The organism is Cryobacterium ruanii (assembly GCF_004404055.1).
Taxonomy (GTDB): Bacteria; Actinomycetota; Actinomycetes; order Actinomycetales; family Microbacteriaceae; genus Cryobacterium; species Cryobacterium ruanii.
Genome location: NZ_SOHK01000008.1, coordinates 23,684 through 42,631 on the forward strand (window position 1 = coordinate 23,684; position 18,948 = coordinate 42,631).

17 protein-coding genes are annotated in these 18,948 nt (G+C 67.7%); 10 read left to right on the forward strand and 7 right to left on the reverse strand.

Features of this window, described 5'->3' with window-relative positions; genetic code table 11:
- Nucleotides 1-194 precede the first annotated feature (194 nt).
- The 4 genes from E3T47_RS05835 to E3T47_RS05850 all read left to right on the forward strand — a co-directional run bounded on the left by E3T47_RS05835 (nt 195) and on the right by E3T47_RS05850 (nt 6,995).
- A complete protein-coding gene (locus tag E3T47_RS05835) occupies nt 195-3,284 on the forward strand; it encodes a glycosyltransferase family 2 protein (protein ID WP_134555185.1) in 3,090 nt (1,029 codons plus the stop codon).
- Nucleotides 3,274-4,731: a DUF5719 family protein gene (locus E3T47_RS05840; protein WP_134555187.1), complete on the forward strand. Its 1,458-nt coding sequence runs from the start codon at nt 3,274-3,276 to the stop codon at nt 4,729-4,731. The genes E3T47_RS05835 and E3T47_RS05840 overlap by 11 nt, the downstream gene beginning before the upstream one ends.
- Nucleotides 4,732-4,854: 123 nt before the next feature.
- Nucleotides 4,855-5,736 (forward strand): MTAP family purine nucleoside phosphorylase, encoded by an 882-nt coding sequence (locus tag E3T47_RS05845; RefSeq protein WP_134555189.1) that lies wholly within the window; start codon nt 4,855-4,857, stop codon nt 5,734-5,736.
- Nucleotides 5,733-6,995, forward strand: a complete 1,263-nt coding sequence (locus E3T47_RS05850; RefSeq protein ID WP_134555191.1) for an NAD-dependent epimerase/dehydratase family protein — start codon at nt 5,733-5,735, stop codon at nt 6,993-6,995. Before E3T47_RS05845 ends, E3T47_RS05850 begins: the two co-directional genes overlap by 4 nt.
- 149 nt (nt 6,996-7,144) lie before the next feature.
- On the opposite strand, the gene E3T47_RS05855 is transcribed toward E3T47_RS05850, so the two are convergent.
- Together E3T47_RS05855 and E3T47_RS05860 are read right to left on the reverse strand one after the other, a co-directional pair.
- Nucleotides 7,145-8,284, reverse strand: a complete 1,140-nt coding sequence (locus E3T47_RS05855) for a sensor histidine kinase (protein WP_241981992.1) — start codon at nt 8,282-8,284, stop codon at nt 7,145-7,147.
- An 8-nt stretch (nt 8,285-8,292) separates the two neighbouring features.
- A complete protein-coding gene (locus E3T47_RS05860) occupies nt 8,293-9,063 on the reverse strand; it encodes a response regulator transcription factor (protein ID WP_134555195.1) in 771 nt (256 codons plus the stop codon).
- 177 nt (nt 9,064-9,240) lie between these two features.
- On the opposite strand from E3T47_RS05860, the gene E3T47_RS05865 reads away from it, so the two are divergent.
- Genes E3T47_RS05865 through E3T47_RS05875 form a run of 3 tightly spaced genes read left to right on the forward strand, consistent with a single transcriptional unit; the run spans nt 9,241 to nt 11,434 of the window.
- Nucleotides 9,241-9,969: a glycosyltransferase family 2 protein gene (locus E3T47_RS05865; RefSeq protein WP_134555197.1), complete on the forward strand. Its 729-nt coding sequence runs from the start codon at nt 9,241-9,243 to the stop codon at nt 9,967-9,969.
- Nucleotides 9,966-10,649, forward strand: a complete 684-nt coding sequence (locus E3T47_RS05870) for a TIGR04282 family arsenosugar biosynthesis glycosyltransferase (protein ID WP_134555199.1) — start codon at nt 9,966-9,968, stop codon at nt 10,647-10,649. Before E3T47_RS05865 ends, E3T47_RS05870 begins: the two co-directional genes overlap by 4 nt.
- On the forward strand, nt 10,646-11,434 hold the full coding sequence (locus E3T47_RS05875; RefSeq protein ID WP_134555201.1) for a class I SAM-dependent methyltransferase: 789 nt from the start codon (nt 10,646-10,648) through the stop codon (nt 11,432-11,434). The genes E3T47_RS05870 and E3T47_RS05875 overlap by 4 nt, the downstream gene beginning before the upstream one ends.
- A 66-nt stretch (nt 11,435-11,500) precedes the next feature.
- Here E3T47_RS05875 and E3T47_RS05880 read toward each other — a convergent pair whose 3' ends face one another.
- Together E3T47_RS05880 and E3T47_RS05885 are read right to left on the reverse strand one after the other, a co-directional pair.
- Entirely contained in the window at nt 11,501-12,097 is a 597-nt protein-coding gene (locus E3T47_RS05880) for a hypothetical protein (protein ID WP_134555203.1), read from the reverse strand.
- On the reverse strand, nt 12,097-13,386 hold the full coding sequence (locus E3T47_RS05885) for a molybdopterin-dependent oxidoreductase (protein ID WP_241981993.1): 1,290 nt from the start codon (nt 13,384-13,386) through the stop codon (nt 12,097-12,099). The genes E3T47_RS05880 and E3T47_RS05885 overlap by 1 nt, the downstream gene beginning before the upstream one ends.
- A gap of 132 nt (nt 13,387-13,518) precedes the next feature.
- On the opposite strand from E3T47_RS05885, the gene E3T47_RS05890 reads away from it, so the two are divergent.
- Nucleotides 13,519-14,892 carry a glycosyltransferase family 87 protein gene (locus tag E3T47_RS05890; protein WP_241981995.1) on the forward strand — a complete coding sequence of 458 codons (1,374 nt, stop codon included), beginning with the start codon at nt 13,519-13,521 and terminating at the stop codon, nt 14,890-14,892.
- 70 nt (nt 14,893-14,962) lie between these two features.
- On the opposite strand, the gene E3T47_RS15815 is transcribed toward E3T47_RS05890, so the two are convergent.
- The 3 genes from E3T47_RS15815 to E3T47_RS05905 all read right to left on the reverse strand — a co-directional run bounded on the left by E3T47_RS15815 (nt 14,963) and on the right by E3T47_RS05905 (nt 16,863).
- Nucleotides 14,963-15,241 carry a hypothetical protein gene (locus tag E3T47_RS15815; RefSeq protein WP_166805630.1) on the reverse strand — a complete coding sequence of 93 codons (279 nt, stop codon included), beginning with the start codon at nt 15,239-15,241 and terminating at the stop codon, nt 14,963-14,965.
- Between the two features lie 228 nt (nt 15,242-15,469).
- On the reverse strand, nt 15,470-16,150 hold the full coding sequence (locus E3T47_RS05900) for a hypothetical protein (RefSeq protein WP_134555211.1): 681 nt from the start codon (nt 16,148-16,150) through the stop codon (nt 15,470-15,472).
- A gap of 266 nt (nt 16,151-16,416) precedes the next feature.
- The gene (locus E3T47_RS05905; protein ID WP_134555213.1) at nt 16,417-16,863 is read right to left on the reverse strand and encodes a metallopeptidase family protein; all 447 of its coding nucleotides are present in this window, start codon (nt 16,861-16,863) and stop codon (nt 16,417-16,419) included.
- A gap of 44 nt (nt 16,864-16,907) precedes the next feature.
- Here E3T47_RS05905 and E3T47_RS05910 point away from each other — a divergent pair, with 44 nt between their 5' ends.
- Together E3T47_RS05910 and ahcY are read left to right on the forward strand one after the other, a co-directional pair.
- Nucleotides 16,908-17,132 (forward strand): DUF3499 family protein, encoded by a 225-nt coding sequence (locus tag E3T47_RS05910; RefSeq protein WP_134555215.1) that lies wholly within the window; start codon nt 16,908-16,910, stop codon nt 17,130-17,132.
- Nucleotides 17,133-17,237: 105 nt separating this feature from the next.
- Nucleotides 17,238-18,725: an adenosylhomocysteinase gene (gene ahcY / locus E3T47_RS05915; RefSeq protein WP_134555217.1), complete on the forward strand. Its 1,488-nt coding sequence runs from the start codon at nt 17,238-17,240 to the stop codon at nt 18,723-18,725.
- Nucleotides 18,726-18,948 lie beyond the last annotated feature (223 nt).

Below are 18,948 nucleotides of genomic sequence, written 5' to 3' on the forward strand. Positions count from 1 at the left end.
TCAACGTGCCGCCCCTCTGAGCGGATGCTCGCGCATAATACGACGCTGCCTTCGCGAGAATACTGACGCATCCGCTTGACGGGGTCGTTTCCCGGAGCGGATCCCGTGACATCCGCTTATTGCCGGCCCAATATCGGGGGCGCGCCCTCTCGGTTCAGGGCCCCCGGCCGATACCGACCTAGGCTGGGGCTGTTATGCAACCGAGAGTCACCGCCATCCTTGTCGCCCGAAACGGCGCGAAACACCTTGAGCGAACTCTCAGGGCGCTATCGCTGCAGACCCGCCAACCCGACATTGTCATTACCGTGGACTGCGGCTCGAGCGATGCGACCGCGAAGATGCTCGCCGACTTCGGACCGACGCAGTTCATCGCCTCGGACGCAGACCTGAACTTCGGGCAGGCGATTACCGCCGCCGTGCGCGTGACGACACCGCCCACGCACGATCGCGAGCTGCTCTGGCTGCTCGCACAGGACAGCGCGCCCGAACCGAACGCCCTCGAAATACTCGTCGACGCGCTCGAGATCGCTCCATCTGTGGCCGTCGCCGGACCCAAGGTGATGGAGTGGATCGCCGGCGAATACATCCACAACTTCGGCGAATCGATGACGCCGAGTGGCGCCACCGTCACCCTGGTCGAAAGTGAACTCGACCAGGGCCAGCACGACGGCCTGAGCGACGTGCTCGCCGTCAGCGCCGGTGGCATGCTCGTGCGCCACACCGTCTGGGAACAGCTTGGCGGGTTCGACCCGGCCCTTTCGGTCGTTGACGACTCACTTGACTTCTGCGTGCGCGTGCGCCTGGCCGGCCATCGCGTGTCGGTCGTTCCGGCCGCCCGCGTCGCGTCGGCCGGTGACGGTGTCGCCGGGCCGAACCAGTCTTCCCGGGGCCGGCTGCGCCGCCGCCGGGTGCGGGCCGAACGCTCAGCGCAATTGCATCGACGCCTGGTCTACGCGCCTGCCGGGGCCCTGGTCTTTCACTGGCTGTCGCTGCTGCCACTCGCCTTCCTGCGCTCAATCGGCCAACTGCTGCGCAAGGAACCCGGCGCGATCGTTGGGGAATTCTCGGCCGCGTTCGGCGCAGCCTTCAACGGCATGCGCGTCGGCAACGCTCGCCGCGCCTTCGCCAAGACCCGCACGCTCGGCTGGGATGCTATCTCCACCCTGCGGGTTCCCTCGGCCGAAGTGCGTCGACGCCACTCGCTCAAGCGGGAAGCGAGCCTGTTCGGCCTGCACGGCGAACGCCCCGAAATTCGCTTCTTCTCCGGCGGCGGCGCCTGGACCATGTTGGCCGCTGCCGTCGTGGGCATCATCATGATGGTGCCGCTGCTCGGCGCCGACACCCTCACCGGCGGCGGAGTGCTGCCGCTTTCGCCGAGCCTGCCCGAACTGTGGGCGAGCGTCGGCTACGGCTGGCGCGACCTGGGGCTCGGCTTCGTCGGCGCGGCTGATCCGTTCGGCGCGGTCGTCGCCGTGCTCGGCTCGATCGCGTTCTGGTCGCCGTCGTTCGCCCTTGTGCTGGTCTACGCGCTCGCTTTTCCGCTCGCTGCCGTCGGCGCGTGGATGGGCGCGTCCCGCCTGACCGACCGCGGCAGCCTGCGAGCCCTGGTGGCCGTCCTCTGGGTGCTCGCCCCGACCTTCCTGATTGCCCTCGCCGACGGTCGCCCGGCCGCGATCCTCGTGCACCTGCTGCTGCCGTGGCTGTTCTTCGCCTGGTTTGCCGCCGCGCGCACCTGGTCGGCGTCGGCATCCGCTGCCCTGCTGTTCGCGGCGGTCGTGGCCTGCGCGCCGTCGCTGGCCCCGGCCCTGCTCGTGGTCTGGGCGCTCAGCGTGGCCGTCGCCGGCCGCCGCGTGATGCGCTTCATCGGCATCCCGCTGCCGGCGCTCGCGCTCGCGCTGCCCCTTATTGCCGACCAGGGCCTGCGCGGAAGCTGGCTGGACCTCATCGCCGACCCGGGCCTGCCCGTGCCAAGCGCCCACGCTCCCAGCCTGCAACTGCTGCTCGGTCTGCCAGGCTCCGACGGCTGGGCCGGGGTACTCGACCGGTTCGGGGTCGTCGGCCTCGACCCGCAGCTGTTTGTGCCCATTCTGCTCGCACCGTTCGCCGTGCTCGCCCTGCTCGCGCTGCTGCTGCCCGGCGCGCGCCTCGCAGGCGGCGCCTGGCTCGTGGCGCTGCTCGGATTCGGCACCGCCCTCGCCGCCAACCAGCTCGTGCTCGCCGCGATCGGTGCCGAACCGGTGCGCGTCTGGACCGGCGCCGGCCTCAGCCTGTACTGGCTCGGCCTGGTCGGTGCCCTCGTCATCGGCCTGCGCTCCCTGCACCGTTTCGCGTCGACGCCCGGAGTGGTCGCTGCCCTCGCCCTGACCGTCGTCGTGCTGCCCCTCCTCGCGTCGCTGCACCTCGGCACCGCCGCCGTGCGCAAGGGCACCGGGCAGACCCAGCCGGCTTTCGTCGCCGCTGAAGCCCAGATCGACCCCCGGGTCGGCACCCTGCAACTCGTTCCGCAGGCTGACGGCGGCCTGCTCGCCACGATCGAGCGTGGCATCGGCGCCACCCTAAACCAGCAATCCACCCTCGACAGCACCGACCAGACTGTCAGCGCCCGTGAGAAAGCGCTCGCGGAGCTCGCCGGCAACCTGGCCTCACGCAGCGGGCTCGAGACCAGCGCGGATCTGGCCGAGTTCGGCATCCGCTTCATCGTGCTGCAGCCGGCCGAAACCAGCGTTGATGCTGCCGACACTGCCCTGCGCACCGAAACGGCCCTCGACGGCAACGCGGCACTGGCCCCGGTCGGCGACACCGAGTTCGGCCGGCTGTGGCAGTTCGGTGAAACGGATGCTGCCGCCTCCACCCCGATTCCGGCTCGCGCCGGCGGCGTTTTCGGTCTCGTGACCCTGCTGATCGTCCTTGCCGTGGTGGGCAGCGCCGTGCTGCTGTCGCTTCCGATCGGCGCCGGACGCGAAGCCGTGCGGCAGGCCAACCGCGATGCGATTCGCCGGGCGGCCCGCGCCGACGCGAGACAGAAGCCGAAACGCGTGCGGCGGTCGAAGGTTGTCTCTGACCTCGATGCCGATCTGGACGTGCCGCTCGGCACCGACCTCGAAGCAGACCTCGCCATCGACCGGAAAAGCGGTGTCGGCACCGGGCTGGAATCCACCGACGGGTCCACCGATGACGTTGCTGCCGAGCCGGCGGAGTCCGGTGCAGTCGAGACCGCGGGCGCCGAGCCCAGGTCTGCCAACCCCGCTGCCGCGGAGCCCGTGGAGGACGACAATGCCCGATAGAAGACAACTCGCCCGCATCGGCGGCCGGGCCGGACGCGGTGTGCTTGGCCTTGTCGGCATCGCCGTCGTTGTCGCGACTCTTGGCGCGGCCGCCCTGGTGACGCTGCCGAGCATTGAACGTGACCCGCAATCGAGCGAGATCGAGCCGCTACCGAGCGAGCAGCAGCGGGTCTGCCCCGGACCGGTGATGACCCTGGCCGAGGATTCGACGCAGGCGCAGGCGGCGTCGAGTGTGGGGGCGGCATCCGCTGTGTATGGTGCGGTCGACGCTCTCGCACTGGAGCAGATTCGGCCGCAGGTGACCGAGATCAGCGCGGTCGACGATTCGAACAGCCGGCAGCCGCCGCTGCTGCTGACCGTGCCCGTGGAGGATGGCGCTTCGCTGCCGCCGCTCGTGGCCGGCAGCCAGTCGCAGGTCGCCGCGACCGACACCATCGGCGGGCTCGCCGTCGCCGCGTGCGCCGAGGCGGTCAGCGACAGCTGGATCGTCGGCGGCTCCACCGACATCGGGCGCACGAGCCTGCTGCTGCTGAGCAACCCGACCACCGTGCTCGCGACGGTGGACGTGACCGTCTCCGGTGAGAGCGGCCTCGTCGACGCGCCCGGCGCGACGGGCATTCTGGTGCAGCCGGGCGAGCAGCGGGTCATCTCGCTCGCCGGCCTCGCCCCGAACCTGAAGTCACCGGTGCTGCACGTGCAGTCGCGCGGCGGGCAGGTGGCGGCGTCGCTCGAGCAGAGCAGCATCCGCGGCATTGAACCGGGCGGGGTCGAGATTATCGGCACGACCGCGACCCCCGCCACGAACCAGATCATTGCCGGGGTTCGCGTCATGGCGGCCGTGACCGAGGAGACCGTGACAACGGGCGAGGGCTTCAACGCCGACACCCCGTCGATTCGGGTATTCGTACCGGGTTCCGTCGCGGCGACCGTGCAGATCGGCGTGACGAGCGCCGACGGAACCGCTGAGGGAACGTCATCGCAGGTGGAGGTTGAGCCCGGGATCGCCACGGAGATTCCGCTCGCGCCGTTGGCCGTTGGCAGCTTCTCGGTGCAGCTGCGCTCCGACGAGCCGATCGTCGCGGCTGCCCGCACGGCCACCGACAGCGCGGGCGGCAAGGACTTCGGCTGGTTCTCGGCGTCGGCGCCGCTCGAAGGATCGTTTGCGGTCGCAGTGGCCGACGGCCCGTCGCCGACCCTGCACCTCGTCAACAGCCGGGCAGCGGATGCCTTGCTCACCCTCACGCCGTCCAACGGCACCTCGGTGGAACTTCGGGTTAGCGCCGGGGCCAGCGCCACGGTGCCACTGTCGAGCGGAGCCGTCTACGTCGTGAGCGGAGGCGCGCAACTATGGGCGCTCGTCGACTACTCCGGCGATGGAGTGCTGTCGTCGTTCGCGCTGAACCCGCCCGGGCCGCTGGCTTCGTCGATTCAGGTCTACACGCACTAGTCCCTCTTCTTATATGGGGCCCGGGCCCGGAACGCGTGAGGGGGTCCGCGGGCGGGTGTCCGGGGGTACGCAGGTTTCGATGGCACACTGAATATTCGATTTGTAACCCGCTGGGAGCCGCTTGTGACACCTGACCCGACTGCCTCGTTGGTCGACCCGACCGCGCGCGCGGAGATCGCCGTGATCGGCGGCTCCGGACTCTACGAGCTCCTCGACCCAGCCGGCGCCGTGACGCACCAGGTACCGACGCCGTATGGAACCGCCCCGGTCACGATCGGCCTGCGCGCCGGTCGCCGTGTCGCGTTCCTTCCCCGACACGGCAGCGGACACAGCGTGGCCCCACACCTGATCAATTATCGCGCCAATATCTGGGCGCTCGCCTCGATCGGTGTGCGCGCGATCATCTCATCCTCGGCGGTGGGCGGCGTCACTCCGGAGTATCCGCCGGGCGTGCTCGTCGTCACCGATCAGTTCATCGATCGCACCAATGGCCGGCCCGACACCTTCTACGACCGGGAATCGGTGCAGCATCTCTCCGCCGCCGACCCGTTCGACCCGGCGCTGCGCGGGTACGCCCTGGGCGCGCTCGAGGACCTCGGCGAGAATTTCGCGCCCACCGGAACCGTTGTCGTCATCCAGGGACCGCGGTTCTCGACCCGGGCAGAGTCGGTCTGGTTCCGGTCGATCGGCGCGCACATCGTCAATATGACCGCCTATCCCGAGATCGTGCTGGCCGGCGAGCTCAACATGGGCACGGTCAACGTCTCTTTCGTGACCGACGCGGACGCCGGTCTCGCGTCGGTGCCTGGCGGCACGACCCGCGAAACGGATGCCGTCACCGCCTCGTCCGTGTTCCGTCGCCTCAGCGACGCCCAGCCGCGCATCCTGGCCGCGATCGACGGGATCCTGCGTGCCCTGCCGACCGACTTTGCCTCGCGCGAGCTGATCGACCCGGCCCAGGTAGACGCCGTGCTCGCGCGCGCCGTGGTGTCAGACATCTCATGACCGGCGAACATCTCCTCGTCACCGGGGGTGCCGGCTTCATCGGATCCGCGATCGTCGACGCCGCGCTCGCACGAGGCTATAACGTGCGGGTGCTCGATTCCTTGCGCGCCGACGTGCACGGCTCTGCGCCGGTACCCCAAACCGTTCCGGGCCCGGGCGCAAGCCCGGAAACCGGGCTCGGGTTAGAACATGGGCCCACATTCCGGGCCCGGAACAATGCTCCGGCGGGGCTCGACTTACGGGTCGAGTTCGTGCTCGGCGACGTCACCGACCCGCAGACGGTCGCCCGCGCCCTCGAAGACATCGACGTGGTCTGCCACCAAGCCGCCAAGGTAGGACTCGGCGTCGACTTCGCCGATGCCCCCGACTACGTGCACAGCAACGAGGTGGGAACCGCGGTGTTGCTGGCCGCGATGGCGGAGCGGGGCATCCGTCGCCTGGTTTTGGCGTCGTCCATGGTCGTCTACGGCGAGGGCAGTTACCGCGGCCCGAGCGGATTCACCCGGCCGGGACCGCGGCTCGTGAGCGACCTCGACTCCGGGCAGTTCGACCCGCTCGACCCGGCGACCGGGCAGCCGCTCGAGCCTGTTCTGGTGAGCGAAACGGATCCGCTCGACCCGCGCAACGTTTACGCGAGCAGCAAACTCGGCCAGGAATACCTCGCCACGGCGTGGGCCCGCTCGACCGGTGGGCGCGTCGCCGCGCTGCGATACCACAATGTGTATGGCCCGGGCATGCCGCAGAACACGCCGTATGCGGGGGTGGCCTCGTTGTTTCGCTCGGCGATCGAGCGCGGTGAGGCTCCGCGTGTCTACGAGGACGGCGGGCAGCGCCGCGACTTCGTGCACGTACGTGATGTGGCCGCTGCCAACATCGCCGCGCTCGAGTTCACCGCGTTCGACTGGGTGCCGCGATCGGTCAGGCGACCGGCTATGACGGATGCTGCCGCCCCTGCTACGCCGGATCCTGCTTCACCCCCGCAGACCGCGCATTCCCATTCGGGAGTATTCCGCCCGTTCAACGTCGGCAGCGGAATCGTGCACACCATCGGCGACATGGCGAGAGCCCTCGCCGAGGCGTCCGGCGGCCTGGATCCGATCGTGACCGGACAATACCGACTCGGCGATGTGCGGCATATCACCGCATCCTCGGAGCGCCTGCGCCACGAACTCGGCTGGTCGGCCCAGGTATCCTTCGAGCAAGGCATGGTCGAGTTCGCCACGGCACCCCTGCGCGCCGCCGTGACCCGGCGTGCATAACTGCGCAGATTTCAGAAGAAGAGTGTGAAATTCACTATCCGAAAACGACGGGTCACCGCAACCAATCTCAGCGGATTTGAACGAAAAACTGCGCAGTTCTGAGTAACGCCCTGGCTATCGGGCGCACGCTGGCGGCCGCCAGGTAGCGATCACCCCAGTGGATGCTGCGGCAGCAGCAACTCAAACCGGCAGCCGTCCCCCACATTGGTCACGGTCACCTGCCCAGCATGGGCCCGCACGATTCCCTCGACGATCGCGAGCCCCAACCCGGCGCCGCCGCTTTGACCGGCCCCGGTTCCCCAGGTGGACGCGGTGCGCGGCTCGCTCGCCCGCCACCCGGCCTCGAACACCCGGCCGAGGTCCTGCGCGGGAATCCCCCCGGCCGCATCGACGACCGAGATCACCGCCCGCCCGTCGTCGTGCCGGGTGACCGAGACGACGATGACGCTCCCGGCCGGGGAATGCTGAATGGCGTTCATGACCAGGTTGCCGACCGCGCGGGCAAGCTCGCGGGCATCCGCTTGCAGGGTGAGGCCGCGCTCACCCTCGAACCGCAGGTCGAGCGATTTGGCGAGCGCAACCGGCGCGAGGTTGGCGACGATATCGCTGATCAGGTCGTATAGGGCCACTCGCTCAAAGCTAAGCTTTAGCGCCCCGGCGTGGATCTTGGACAGCTCGAACAGGTCGTCGACCATGCCGCTGAGCCGGTCGACCTGCCCACGAATCTGCACGTAATACCGCTCAGGGTCGGGCGTCATGCCGTCTTCGAGGGCCTCGGCCATGGCCCGAATGCCAGCGAGGGGCGTGCGCAGGTCGTGCGAGATCCACGCCACGATCTCGCGCCGGGACGTCTCGATGCGCTCCTCCCGCTCACGGGATTCGGTGAGCCGGTCGGTCGTCGCTGCCAGCTCCCCGGCGAGGGTGGCGAATTCCGTACTCGTATGCCGATCCGGGGATATGACCGATTCGCCCCGACCGATTCTCGCCGTCGCAGCCCGAAAATAGTGGTTGTGGTGCACCAGCGAGCGCACCAGCAACGATGCCATGACGAGCGACACGATTCCGGCCACGACCGCAACGGAGTAGAACACGGTCAGGTCGTGCGCTGACAAGTACATGAGCGAAACGACAACTGCCGTGCCGCTGACCACCGACACTACCGTCGCGAAGGCGACGACGATGAGCTGCGCCGCGAGCGATCCCCGCGACAGCAGACGCAGCGCAAGCAAACCCAGCGCTCCTGCGACGAGCGCACAGCCGAGCGCGATACCGGCAACGGTCGCAAACACGGCCGCACTCATTCCGCGCCGACCGCTGAGGAATCTGCACCGGCCCCGAGCGGAACCGGATCGAACCGGTACCCGACGCCCCAGACCGTGTTCACGAGCAGCGGATGTGCCGGGTCGGCCTCGATCTTCTCCCGCAACCGCCGCACGTGCACGGTGACCGTCGAGAGGTCGCCGAATTCCCACCCCCAGACCGATCGCAGCAGTTCTTCGCGGGTGAGCACCTTCGACGGGCGCCAGATCAGATAGGCGAGCAGGTCGAACTCCCGCGCGGTGAGCACGAGCGGCTTGCCGCGCAGTCGAATTTCATGCGCGGCGAGGTTGAGCGAGAACTCGCCAGCGTCGAGAATCCCTTCCGGAATGGACTCGGTGCCGCTTCGCCGCAGTACCGACTGCACCCGCAGCACGAGTTCCCGCGGCGAGAACGGTTTCACCAGGTAGTCGTCGGCCCCCGCCTCGAGACCCTCGATGCGGTGTTCCTCCTCACCGAGCGCCGTCAGCATGATCACCGGCAGCGCGCCCCAGTTCACGCGGATACGTCGGCACACCTCGATGCCGTCGAGCAGTGGAAGCATGCGGTCGAGCACGACGAGGTCGGGCTGTGCGATTTCGGCCTGGCGCAGTCCGGCGAGCCCGTCAACGGCTTCGTCGACGATGAAACCGGCGGCGCGCAGGTATTGCCCGACCACCTCGGACACCATCGGATCGTCCTCGATCACGAGCACGCGGCGGCCGGCGAGGGCATCCGCTCGGGGCGGCGCAAAATATTGGGAGGGGGACACCCCCTCAGACTAGGTGCGCGACCCCGGCACCGCGAAGAAACCCCGACCACCCCGATTCCCCACGACCGCCGGTATCCGTCTCGCACGACGATGACTCACACCGACCTCCCAGCTTCTTTCAGTGGTTTGTAACCTCTTTCGCCCCGAAGGCCCAGACCCCCCGCTTAGGGTCGATTCATGATGAACATTCGGGTAGACGTGGTGTTGCCCTGCCTGAACGAGGCGCAGGCACTTCCGTGGATCCTTGAACGCCTGCCCATGGGATACCGCGCGATCGTCGTCGACAACGGGTCGACCGACGGGTCCGCCGACATCGCCCGAGCCCTCGGCGCGCAGGTCGTGCATGAAAGCCGTCGCGGTTTTGGCGCCGCCGCCCACGCCGGGCTCCTCGCCGCGACCGCTCCGATCGTGGCCTTCTGCGACGCCGACGCCTCGATGGACCCCCGTGACTTGCCCCGGGTGGTTGACCCGATCAGCGACGACACGGCCGATCTCGTGCTCGGCCGCCGTCGCCCAACCACTCGCAACGCCTGGCCTCCGCACGCCCGTTTGGCAAATACCTATCTTTCTTGGCGACTGCGCCGAATAACAGGTGTGAACATTCATGACCTCGGTCCCATGCGAGCGGCCCGCCGCGACCACCTCCTTGCCCTCGACCTGATCGATCGCCGTAGCGGCTACCCGCTCGAGATGTTTCTCGGCGCGGCCGCGGCCAATTGGCGCATCCTCGAAGTCGACACAAGCTACGCGCCGCGGGTCGGCCGTAGCAAGGTAACCGGAACCATGCGCGGCACCCTCACCGCCATCAAGGACATGTCCGCCCTGCTCGCCACCGACCGCGCAAGCCGTAATGCTGCACCGGGCACCGTCGGAACAGCAGACAGCGTCAGCGAGGCACGCGCATGACCGCGATCGTCGTCATCGCCAAGGAATGCCTGCCCGGCAAAGTCAAGACCCGCCTACACCCGCCGCTCTCGCTCGAGCAAGCCGCCAATCTCGCCGCCGCCAGCCTCGCCGACACCCTCACGGTCGCGTCACGGCTGCCCGCCACCCACCACATCCTCGCGTTCGACGGCATGACGCCGCCGCTCGAGGCTGCCGATTGGGAGATTCTGCCACAGACCGGCGGCGGCCTCGACGAGCGCCTCGCTGCCATCTTCGACCATCAGGACGAACCGACTTTGCTGCTCGGGATGGACACCCCGCAGGTCAGCGCCGCAGCGCTTGCGCCCGTTTTCACCGGCTGGGGTGAGGAAACGGACGCCTGGTTCGGTCCCGCAGACGACGGCGGTTTCTGGGCGCTCGCCCTGAAAAAACCGACCGGCGCGCTGCTCCGCGGCATCCCAATGAGCCGTTCCGACACCGGCGCGCACCAGCTGCAACGCCTCGACCGGGCCGGCCTCACCGTCGGTTTGCTGCCCTCGCTCACGGACATCGACACCATAGCGGATGCCCGCACCGTCGCCTCCATTGCCCCCCACACGCGCTTCGCGCGTGCTTTCGCTGACGTGCGGGCATCCGCTCTGCGCGATCCCGCCGATCTGCACGCTGCCGAGATTCGCGCCCTGAGTGGGGAACGCTCATGACCCTCGTGTCGCCGCGGTTGTGGGATCAGCCTGCGGATTGGGCGAACGGCGACGCAACCGCAGACACTTTCACGCCTGACTTCGTCGGCCAGTCAGTGGAACGCTTTCGCCACGCGACCACGTTCGGCGCGGGCGGATCCGAACCATACGCCCAGGCCCTGCAGAGCGATGACAACGTACTGTACCTGCACGGTCATCGGGCCGACGCGGATCCGGGAACGCCGGCGCGCGTGTCGACCATGCATGCCGGGCGCTGGAGTGCCGGTGCCGATGCGATCGACCGATCCCTGGTCGCCGGCGTCGCCGGGCCGGTGCTCGACATCGGCTGCGGTCCGGGTCGCATGATCCAGGCCGCGATCGACGAGGGACTCGACGCGCTCGGAGTGGACGTCTCGCCGACCGCCGTGCGGATCGCGCTCGCGGCCGGACTTGCCGTGCTGCACCGCTCCGTGTTCGACTCTATTCCGCGAGAGGGAACCTGGGCCACCCTGCTGCTTGTCGACGGCAACATTGGCATCGGAGGTGACCCCGACGCGCTGCTGGAGCGCTGCGTGTCGCTGCTCGCCGCCGACGGTGTGCTTGTCGTCGAGGTACACCGTGACCCCGAGCATGACCTTGTCTACGAGGGTACGCTGCACGACGCAGCCGGACACACGAGCGACGCATTCCCGTGGGCTGAAATCGGGGGCGGCGCGCTGCGCCGTCGGGCCGAGAGATCAGGACTCGTACTGGTCGCCGAGTGGACCTGCGGCGGCCGTTCCTTCGCCCGACTGACCCGCGCCTAACCCCCCTACCGCCCGGGCTGCGGGTACGACACGCACCGCAGTTCCGACGAGGACCGCGTCAGAACTTCACCGCCCGGAGTCGTCCGGGAAAGCCTCGACCGGCTGTCGCCAGCGCACGAACGCCAATACCGACAGCCCCACGGTGACCAGAGCGAGTACGACCCAGAAGAGCCCCAGGTTCAGGCCGTAGTTCAGCGGCAGCACCGTCGCATTCGCGGGCGCGAAGTTCTTCGCCACGATCAGGGGCACTGCCACGAGTGACACGATCGACCCGACGACGATGCCGCTTTGTATGATCGCAATCACCGTTCCGGTCGCCCGGCGACCCACCCGCCGCAGCGCGATCCCGAACGCGAACACGATCGGCGCCAGGATCGCGTCGTGCAGCGCGATCGCGGCCGCGATCCACAGCGCCACTCCCGGTATGCGAGTAAGTCGCACCGAATCGAACATCACAAACGTGCCCCAAGCGAGCAGCAGCAGTCCGATGCTCACCAGCACCAAGCGAATGCCGCGCATCCGTTGGCTGGTCGACGCCGCAATTCCTGCCGGCGGTGGATTCAGCAGGCTGATCCCGGCGCCACCCACTCCCACATTGCCAGGTCGGCCGAAAGCAGGCCCGCCGAAAGCAGGCCCAAGCGACCCATTCGTATCCGCGCCCATCAGATCGCCTCGATTCGGCTCAGCCATTTGGTTTGCAGCACGCCGGGACGCCCGGGCGCGATCATCCGCGCCGGATACCCGTGCTCGAGGTCGAGCGTTTCGCCGTTGAGCTCGAGCGCCACCAGCGTCAGCGGGTCGCGCACATATTCCCGGCCCATCTGGGTTTTGCTGAAGCTGCCGCGCTCTTCGAGGCTGATCAAGCGAAACGAGGTTTCCGGGTCGGCGTCCATCAGATCGGCGAGGTCCCGCAACCGCACCCCGCGCCACGAAGCCATCTGGCTCCAGCCCTCGACGCAAGCGATCGGCAACCGCACGGACGTCTGCGGCAGCGCGAGCAGCTCAGCCCGGGTGAAGGCGCGTTCGGTGCCGGCGACCACGAGGGTGAGGGCCCACGCCGGCGCGAGGGCGGCATCCGCTACCTGGGCCTGCTCGCTCGTGCGGTTCACCGGAACGCCCTGCTGGCCTACGCCCTTCTTGCGCGGCCCGAACAGGTTGACCGCGTTCAGCGGGGTGAAAGTCTGACCGGCGGTCAGCCCCACGACCGCCGTGGTGGCCACGCCGACCGTCGTGAGAAAGCCGCGGCGGCTGACACCGTTGGCAACGCGCGGTGTTGCATCGATGTAGTCGAGAACCCGCCCGGTCACGCCGCTCGGCCGCGTCGAACCCCACAGCCGCACCGCTTCCGCATTAAAAGCCCGGTTGCCCGACACAGCGGCGACCAGATGGTCCGCGTCGCCCGAACCCATGCCGTCCCCCGAAGAACCCGAACCGTTCCCAATATTCGGAGCAGATTTGCTCCAGTAGCGCGTGATCACCGGCAGCTTCACCCCGATGTGAATGACCAGCAATCCGATCAGCACCCAGCCGAGCGCGAAGTGCACCTGCCGAAACGGAAACGGCCACGGATACCACTGGTAGGTGTTGAGCAGTCCGATCGTGATCTGCACGAGCGAAGCGCCCACGAATAGGGCGATCGACGCGCGTTCGAGAAAATGGACCAGGCCGCGCACCGGCGGAAACGCGAATAGTTCGGGAAAAACGATGTACAGCTTGGCCAGCAGCAGCGGAAGACAGGCGATGCCGGCCACGATATGCGTGCCCTGGGTGACCTGGTAGAGAAACTCCGGTCGGGTCGCAAAGCGCATCCAGCCGAGCGGTTCCTGCAGAAAATGGCTGTACAGGCCGGTGCCGAAACAGATCAGAAAGGCGGCGCCGAGCAGCCGGCCGATCACTGTCGCCATGCGCGGATTGCGCACCGGCGACGCCAGCGCCCGCTGGGCCTCGTACATTAATCTCCGCATACCTCTATTGCACCACCGCAACGCGGTCACAACCGAACGAAACTCCTTACAGTGTGCGGGTGTCTCGGCGGCGGATTCCTTGCGACACAGCACCATGAGACAGACTGAATCGTGCGCACAATGATCATCGCGGCCCTGCTGGCGCTCAGCGCTGCCCTCACGGCGTTCAGCGTCAGCGCCCTCGACCTGTTCGAACCCGACCGCGACGAGGTGCAACTCGTGCTCGTCACGAGTGCGCTCTGGCTGCTGTTCGGCCTCGCGTACTGGCTGCTGCGCCGGGTCAACGGCCGCGCCGTCATCGCCCTGGTCCTTGCCGGCTCGGCCCTCATCGGCGGCGCGGCGCTGATCGGCCCGCCCAACACGAGCACCGACTCCGCCCGCTACGCCTGGGACGGTATCGTGCAAAATGCCGGCCTCAGCCCCTACGCCCTCACCCCAGCGGATGACCGCCTCGATTCCCTGAGACCCGACTGGCTTTTTCCCGCCCCCGAGACCACGGCCGCAGGCAACGAGGTGTGCGTTGGCGAACGCATCGCCACCACCCGATCGACCGACGGCGACCGTCTCTGCTCGGCGCTCAACCGCACGACCGTGCCGACGATCTACCCGCCGGCCAGTGAAATTCTCTTTGCCGGCGTTCGTTTTCTCACCGGCCCCGAGCCGACCTACTGGCCGTTGCAGGTCGTCGGGCTGCTGCTGAGTCTCGGCACGACGGCCATGCTGCTGGTCGGCATGCGCCGCCGCGGCCTCGACGAACGAAACGCGGCGCTCTGGGCCTGGTGCCCGCTCGTGGCGACCGAGGCCATCACCAACTCCCACGTGGACATGCTCGGCGTCATCTTCGTCGTCGCCGCCGTGTTCCTGGTGTCGTCGAAGCAGGTCTGGCGCGGCGGCATCATGCTCGGCATCGCGATCGGCACCAAGCTCATCCCGGTGCTGGCGGCGCCGGCTCTGCTTCGGCGCGGCGGGTGGCGCATGGTGGCGGCATCCGTTCTGAGTTTCACCGTGCTCTACGTGCCCTATGTGCTGGCCACCGGCATCGGGGTGCTCGGCTACCTGCCCGGGTACCTCAGCGAGGAGGGCTACCAGGACGGCTCCCGATTCGCGCTGGTGTCCCTGGTCGCACCGGGGGCATCCGCTGTGATCGTCGCCGGCCTCATTTTGGCGATCGTCGCAGTGCTCGTCATTCTTAAGACCGACCAGAACCAGCCCTGGGTGGGCCAGCTCGTCATGATCGGCGCGACTCTGCTCGTGCTCAGCCCCCGCTACCCCTGGTATGCGCTGCTGCTGCTGCCGTTCGTGGCGCTCAGCGGCCGCTGGGAATGGCTGCTCGTGCCGATGGCGCTGACCCTGCGGCTGCTCGTGCCGAGCGTGCCGCTCACCCGGGCGTCGATCGCGATCGCGGTCATCGTCATCGTTGCCGTCTCGCTGCACCGCGCCGGCCACGGCAACCTCGAGCGGATGCTGCACCCGCTGCGCTCCCGCCCCGCCTGAGCCGTGCCACGAGGCGTGTGCTAGCACAGCGCTCATCCACCGGACGGCTGCCCAGCGGGTGTCGGCCACCTCACCAAAAGCAAATGCCGCGGATGCCGCGTCCCGCACCGACCCGGCATTCCCTTACGCTGGCGCAAGAGTGCGTGCACCGTCCCTGGCTCAGATTCAGACCCTCGATTGCGGCTACCGGCAGCTGCCCGGCTACCCCGAGCAGCAGAACGTGCCCGAGCAGCAGAACCTGCCCGAGCAGCAGAACCTGCCCGGCACTAGCATCGCCGAACTCGCCGAGGGCGGCCTGAAACTGCGGGACTTGGTGCGGCGAGTTCGCCGCCGTCATGGGCAACGGCATCGACGGGGTCTTCGTCGACCACCCCGACCTCGCCGGCATCGTGCGGGACGACCGGCGCAGCCGGCTGGGGGCATTTGTTTGAGGCGCTGAGCGGATACCGGCCAGGTACAGAACGTTCCGCGAGCCCGCCGGGCACGCGAAAAATCGGGGCCCGCCGTGCGGCGGGCCCCGATTTGTGTTGTGAAGTTGGCCCTCTTCTGAAGAGCCGACTGATTACCTTCCGATCGACTACTTGGTCGCGGCGGTGATGGTCGCGATACCAACGAGCATCTGGTCAGCGACGGCGTCGGTGCTGAACGTGGAGTTCAGCAGGCCGGCGGCGACGGAGGAGATGTGAACCGTGGTGCCGGTGAGGATGGCGTTGTCGCCGTCCATCTGGAGGGGCTCGAGGGTTCCGCCGTAGAGGTTGAACAGCAGGGCCTGGGTCGCGGCGGACTCACCATTGACCGAGACGTCACCGAAGAGCTCCGAGGTACCCGGGTTGATGGTGAAGTTGGTCAGCTCGACAACGATGTCGCCGGCCGTCAGCGAGAAGCCCGATCCCTCGTGCTCAATGGAGCCCTGAACGTAGGGGCGGTAGTCTTCCTGCGGGTCGTAGTAATCAACGTTCCCACCGGTGATCGGGAAGTGCAGGCTGCCCTCCTCAAGGGTGGCCGTTCCCACGGTTCCGGCGGCGAGGCCGAGGCTCGTGAGGGCAGCGCCAAAGTCGGCGTCGAGCAATACGGCGGTGTCGACACCCGACAGGCTGGGGATCGAGGCGAGAGGCGTCGGCTCGGCTTCAGCCGAGCTGGACGAGCTTGCGGCGGGCGCCGGGGCCGGAGTCGCTGCTGGGGTCGAGCATCCGGCGAGACCGGCGATGAGAATTCCAGCAGAGGCGAAACCGATGGTGGCCTTGGTGAATGTGCGCATGGGACGAATCCTTTTCTGTAGATCGAACAGGTGGTGTTGGGGTCTGCATGGTGTTCGGTTCCACCCCTGAAATGGTTTGGAATTGCCCCAATCCGTTACCGTTCTGTTACTCAATACAGCAAACGTTCAGACAAGCTGGCGCGCCGAATATCCTTCGATCGCGCTCGAGCACAGGGATCGACGCCGTTGATCAGCGCATGCTCACCGCACGTGTTGCGCAGGTCGGCCCTGGTTCGAACGCGTGCCACGATGCCCGCGCGGCAACTTTAGAAGTGGCGAAAGCGATCCGGCGCGAGATCCCAGGGATCTTTGCCGAGCAGTTCGGCGACGCCGCGAAACACACAGGTCTCGATCATCATGCGCTGGTGCATCTCATCGTCTTCGTGCAGGCGCGACAGGCGCTGGATCGGCAGGCGGTAGAACACCACCCGATTCGTCGCCGGCGTCACCATCCAGCGTTCGACCCCGACTCCGGGTATGACTGCGGAGGGCCCGGAGGCGACCTCGAACACGGCCTTGCCCAGCTCTTCGGGCCAGACGCCGCGCAGATACTCGATCGTCGAGGCGATCGTCATTTCGAACAGGTCGATGCGGGTGCGCAGCGGCGGCAGAAACGGGCCGGTCGCCGAACTGCGGATGCCGCGGCCGTGGCGGTCCCGTCCGCGCCCGCGCACGGTCGGTTCGGGCGCTGCGGAACGACGGGATCGAGACATGCTGCCATCCTACGGCGGGCCGGCAGCCGGTACCCTTGGAGGCAATGACATTCCGCCCGTGTTCTCGCGTCGCCTGCCTCGAACCCTCGGTTGCCACGCTCACCTTTGACTACGGGGAGTCCCTTGCAGTGCTCGGCCCGCTCTCCGGTCGCAAAGAACCGCACAGCTTCGACCTGTGTTCACGGCACGCGGAACGCACGCGCGCTCCCCAGGGCTGGCAGCTGATGCGCCACCGTCTCCTGGCCGACGACCCCGACTCGGTCCGCTGATCGTCGACCGATCCCGGCCGGCCAGCGGTATCCGCTGTTTTGCATACTCGACCCGCGAACGAAACAATGTGGAGGTTGTCCAGACGGGACTGGCAAGATAGCACCATGACTGTCGCTTCGGCCACCGCGCCCTCCACCTTCACCTATAAGATCGCCGATCTGTCGCTCGCCGAGGCTGGACGCCACCAGCTGCGCCTGGCCGAGAACGAGATGCCCGGACTCATGGCCCTGCGCACCGAATTCGGTGCGTCCAAGCCACTCGCCGGCGCCCGCATCGCGGGATCCCTGCACATGACCGTTCAGACCGCCGTGCTGATCGAGACCCTCGTGGACCTCGGCGCTCAAGTGCGGTGGGCGAGCTGCAACATCTTCTCCACGCAGGACGACGCGGCGGCCGCTATCGCGGTCGGCCCCACCGGCACAGCGGATGCCCCCGCGGGCGTTCCCGTGTTCGCCTGGAAGGGGGAGACCCTCGAGGAATACTGGTGGTGCACCGCGCAGATCTTTGACTGGAGTGCCGAAGCCGCTGCCGCCGGAGCCAGCTGGACCGGCCCGAACATGATCCTCGACGACGGCGGTGACGCCACAATGCTCGTTCACATGGGGCGCGAGTTCGAATTGGCTGGCGCCGTTCCAGCGGATGCCGCCGGTGACAGTCACGAATACGGCGTCATTCTCGCCGCCCTGCGTCGGTCGCTCGCGGAGTCGACTGAGCGCTGGACCCTGGTCGCGGCCGACCTGATGGGCGTAACCGAAGAGACCACCACCGGGGTGCACCGCCTCTACGAGCTCGCCGCGAGCAAGGAACTGCTCTTCCCGGCCATCAACGTGAACGACTCGGTCACCAAGAGCAAGTTCGACAACAAGTACGGCATTCGCCACTCGCTGCCCGACGGCCTTAACCGGGCCACAGACGTGCTGATCGGCGGCAAGGTTGTCTTCGTCGCCGGTTACGGCGATGTCGGCAAGGGCGCCGCCGAGGCGATGCGCGGACAGGGTGCTCGCGTGATCGTGAGTGAGATCGACCCGATCAACGCGCTGCAGGCCGCGATGGACGGATTCCAGGTCGCGCGCCTCGACTCCGTCGTCGAACAGGTTGACATCTTCGTCAGCGGCACCGGGAACTTCAACGTCATCGGCGTCGACCACATGCTGCGCATGAAGCACCTCGCCATCGTCGCCAACGTCGGTCACTTTGACAACGAGATCGACATGGCCGCGCTCGAGTCGCTGCCGGGCGCCGTCAAGGTGGAGATCAAACCGCAGGTCGACGAGTGGCGTCTGCCAAGCGGGCGCAGTGTGCTCGTGTTGTCGGAGGGGCGCCTGATGAACCTCGGCAACGCCACCGGGCACCCTTCGTTCGTGATGAGCAACTCCTTCACCAACCAGGTGCTCGCACAGATCGAGCTGTTCGTCTCACCGGAGAAGTACCCGGTCGGTGTGTACGTGTTGCCGAAGCTGCTCGACGAGAAGGTGGCCCGTCTGCACCTCGACGCCCTCGGCGTCGAGCTCACCGTGCTGACCCCCGAGCAGGCCGCGTACCTCGGCATTCCCGCTGAGGGCCCGTACAAAGTAGACCACTACCGCTACTAGCCCCCGCATTCATGGACGGGGCCTTGGCCCGGAACGTGGGCGCAGTTTCTAAACCGGGCCCACGTTCATAGGGTGGGCCCGGTCGCCGTGGCAGATGCTGGCTGGCGACACGCCCGGGTGGGTGGCGTTTTGACGGGTGGGCGTGGGGACCGTAATGTATCTATACGTACCCCAAAGGTGCGGAAAGCCGCAGTGCTTCCCGGCCTCATGTGGGACCAGATTG

Coding starts and splice junctions, on each gene's coding strand:
- E3T47_RS05835 (WP_134555185.1), top strand. CDS start 195: ATGCAACCGAGAGTCACCGCCATCCTTGTCGCCCGAAACGGCGCGAAA.
- E3T47_RS05840 (WP_134555187.1), top strand. CDS start 3,274: ATGCCCGATAGAAGACAACTCGCCCGCATCGGCGGCCGGGCCGGACGC.
- E3T47_RS05850 (WP_134555191.1), top strand. CDS start 5,733: ATGACCGGCGAACATCTCCTCGTCACCGGGGGTGCCGGCTTCATCGGA.
- E3T47_RS05865 (WP_134555197.1), top strand. CDS start 9,241: ATGATGAACATTCGGGTAGACGTGGTGTTGCCCTGCCTGAACGAGGCG.
- E3T47_RS05870 (WP_134555199.1), top strand. CDS start 9,966: ATGACCGCGATCGTCGTCATCGCCAAGGAATGCCTGCCCGGCAAAGTC.
- E3T47_RS05875 (WP_134555201.1), top strand. CDS start 10,646: ATGACCCTCGTGTCGCCGCGGTTGTGGGATCAGCCTGCGGATTGGGCG.
- E3T47_RS05880 (WP_134555203.1), bottom strand. CDS start 12,097: ATGGGCGCGGATACGAATGGGTCGCTTGGGCCTGCTTTCGGCGGGCCT.
- E3T47_RS05885 (WP_241981993.1), bottom strand. CDS start 13,386: ATGTACGAGGCCCAGCGGGCGCTGGCGTCGCCGGTGCGCAATCCGCGC.
- E3T47_RS05890 (WP_241981995.1), top strand. CDS start 13,519: ATGATCATCGCGGCCCTGCTGGCGCTCAGCGCTGCCCTCACGGCGTTC.
- E3T47_RS15815 (WP_166805630.1), bottom strand. CDS start 15,241: ATGCCGTTGCCCATGACGGCGGCGAACTCGCCGCACCAAGTCCCGCAG.
- E3T47_RS05900 (WP_134555211.1), bottom strand. CDS start 16,150: ATGCGCACATTCACCAAGGCCACCATCGGTTTCGCCTCTGCTGGAATT.
- E3T47_RS05905 (WP_134555213.1), bottom strand. CDS start 16,863: ATGTCTCGATCCCGTCGTTCCGCAGCGCCCGAACCGACCGTGCGCGGG.
- E3T47_RS05910 (WP_134555215.1), top strand. CDS start 16,908: ATGACATTCCGCCCGTGTTCTCGCGTCGCCTGCCTCGAACCCTCGGTT.
- ahcY (WP_134555217.1), top strand. CDS start 17,238: ATGACTGTCGCTTCGGCCACCGCGCCCTCCACCTTCACCTATAAGATC.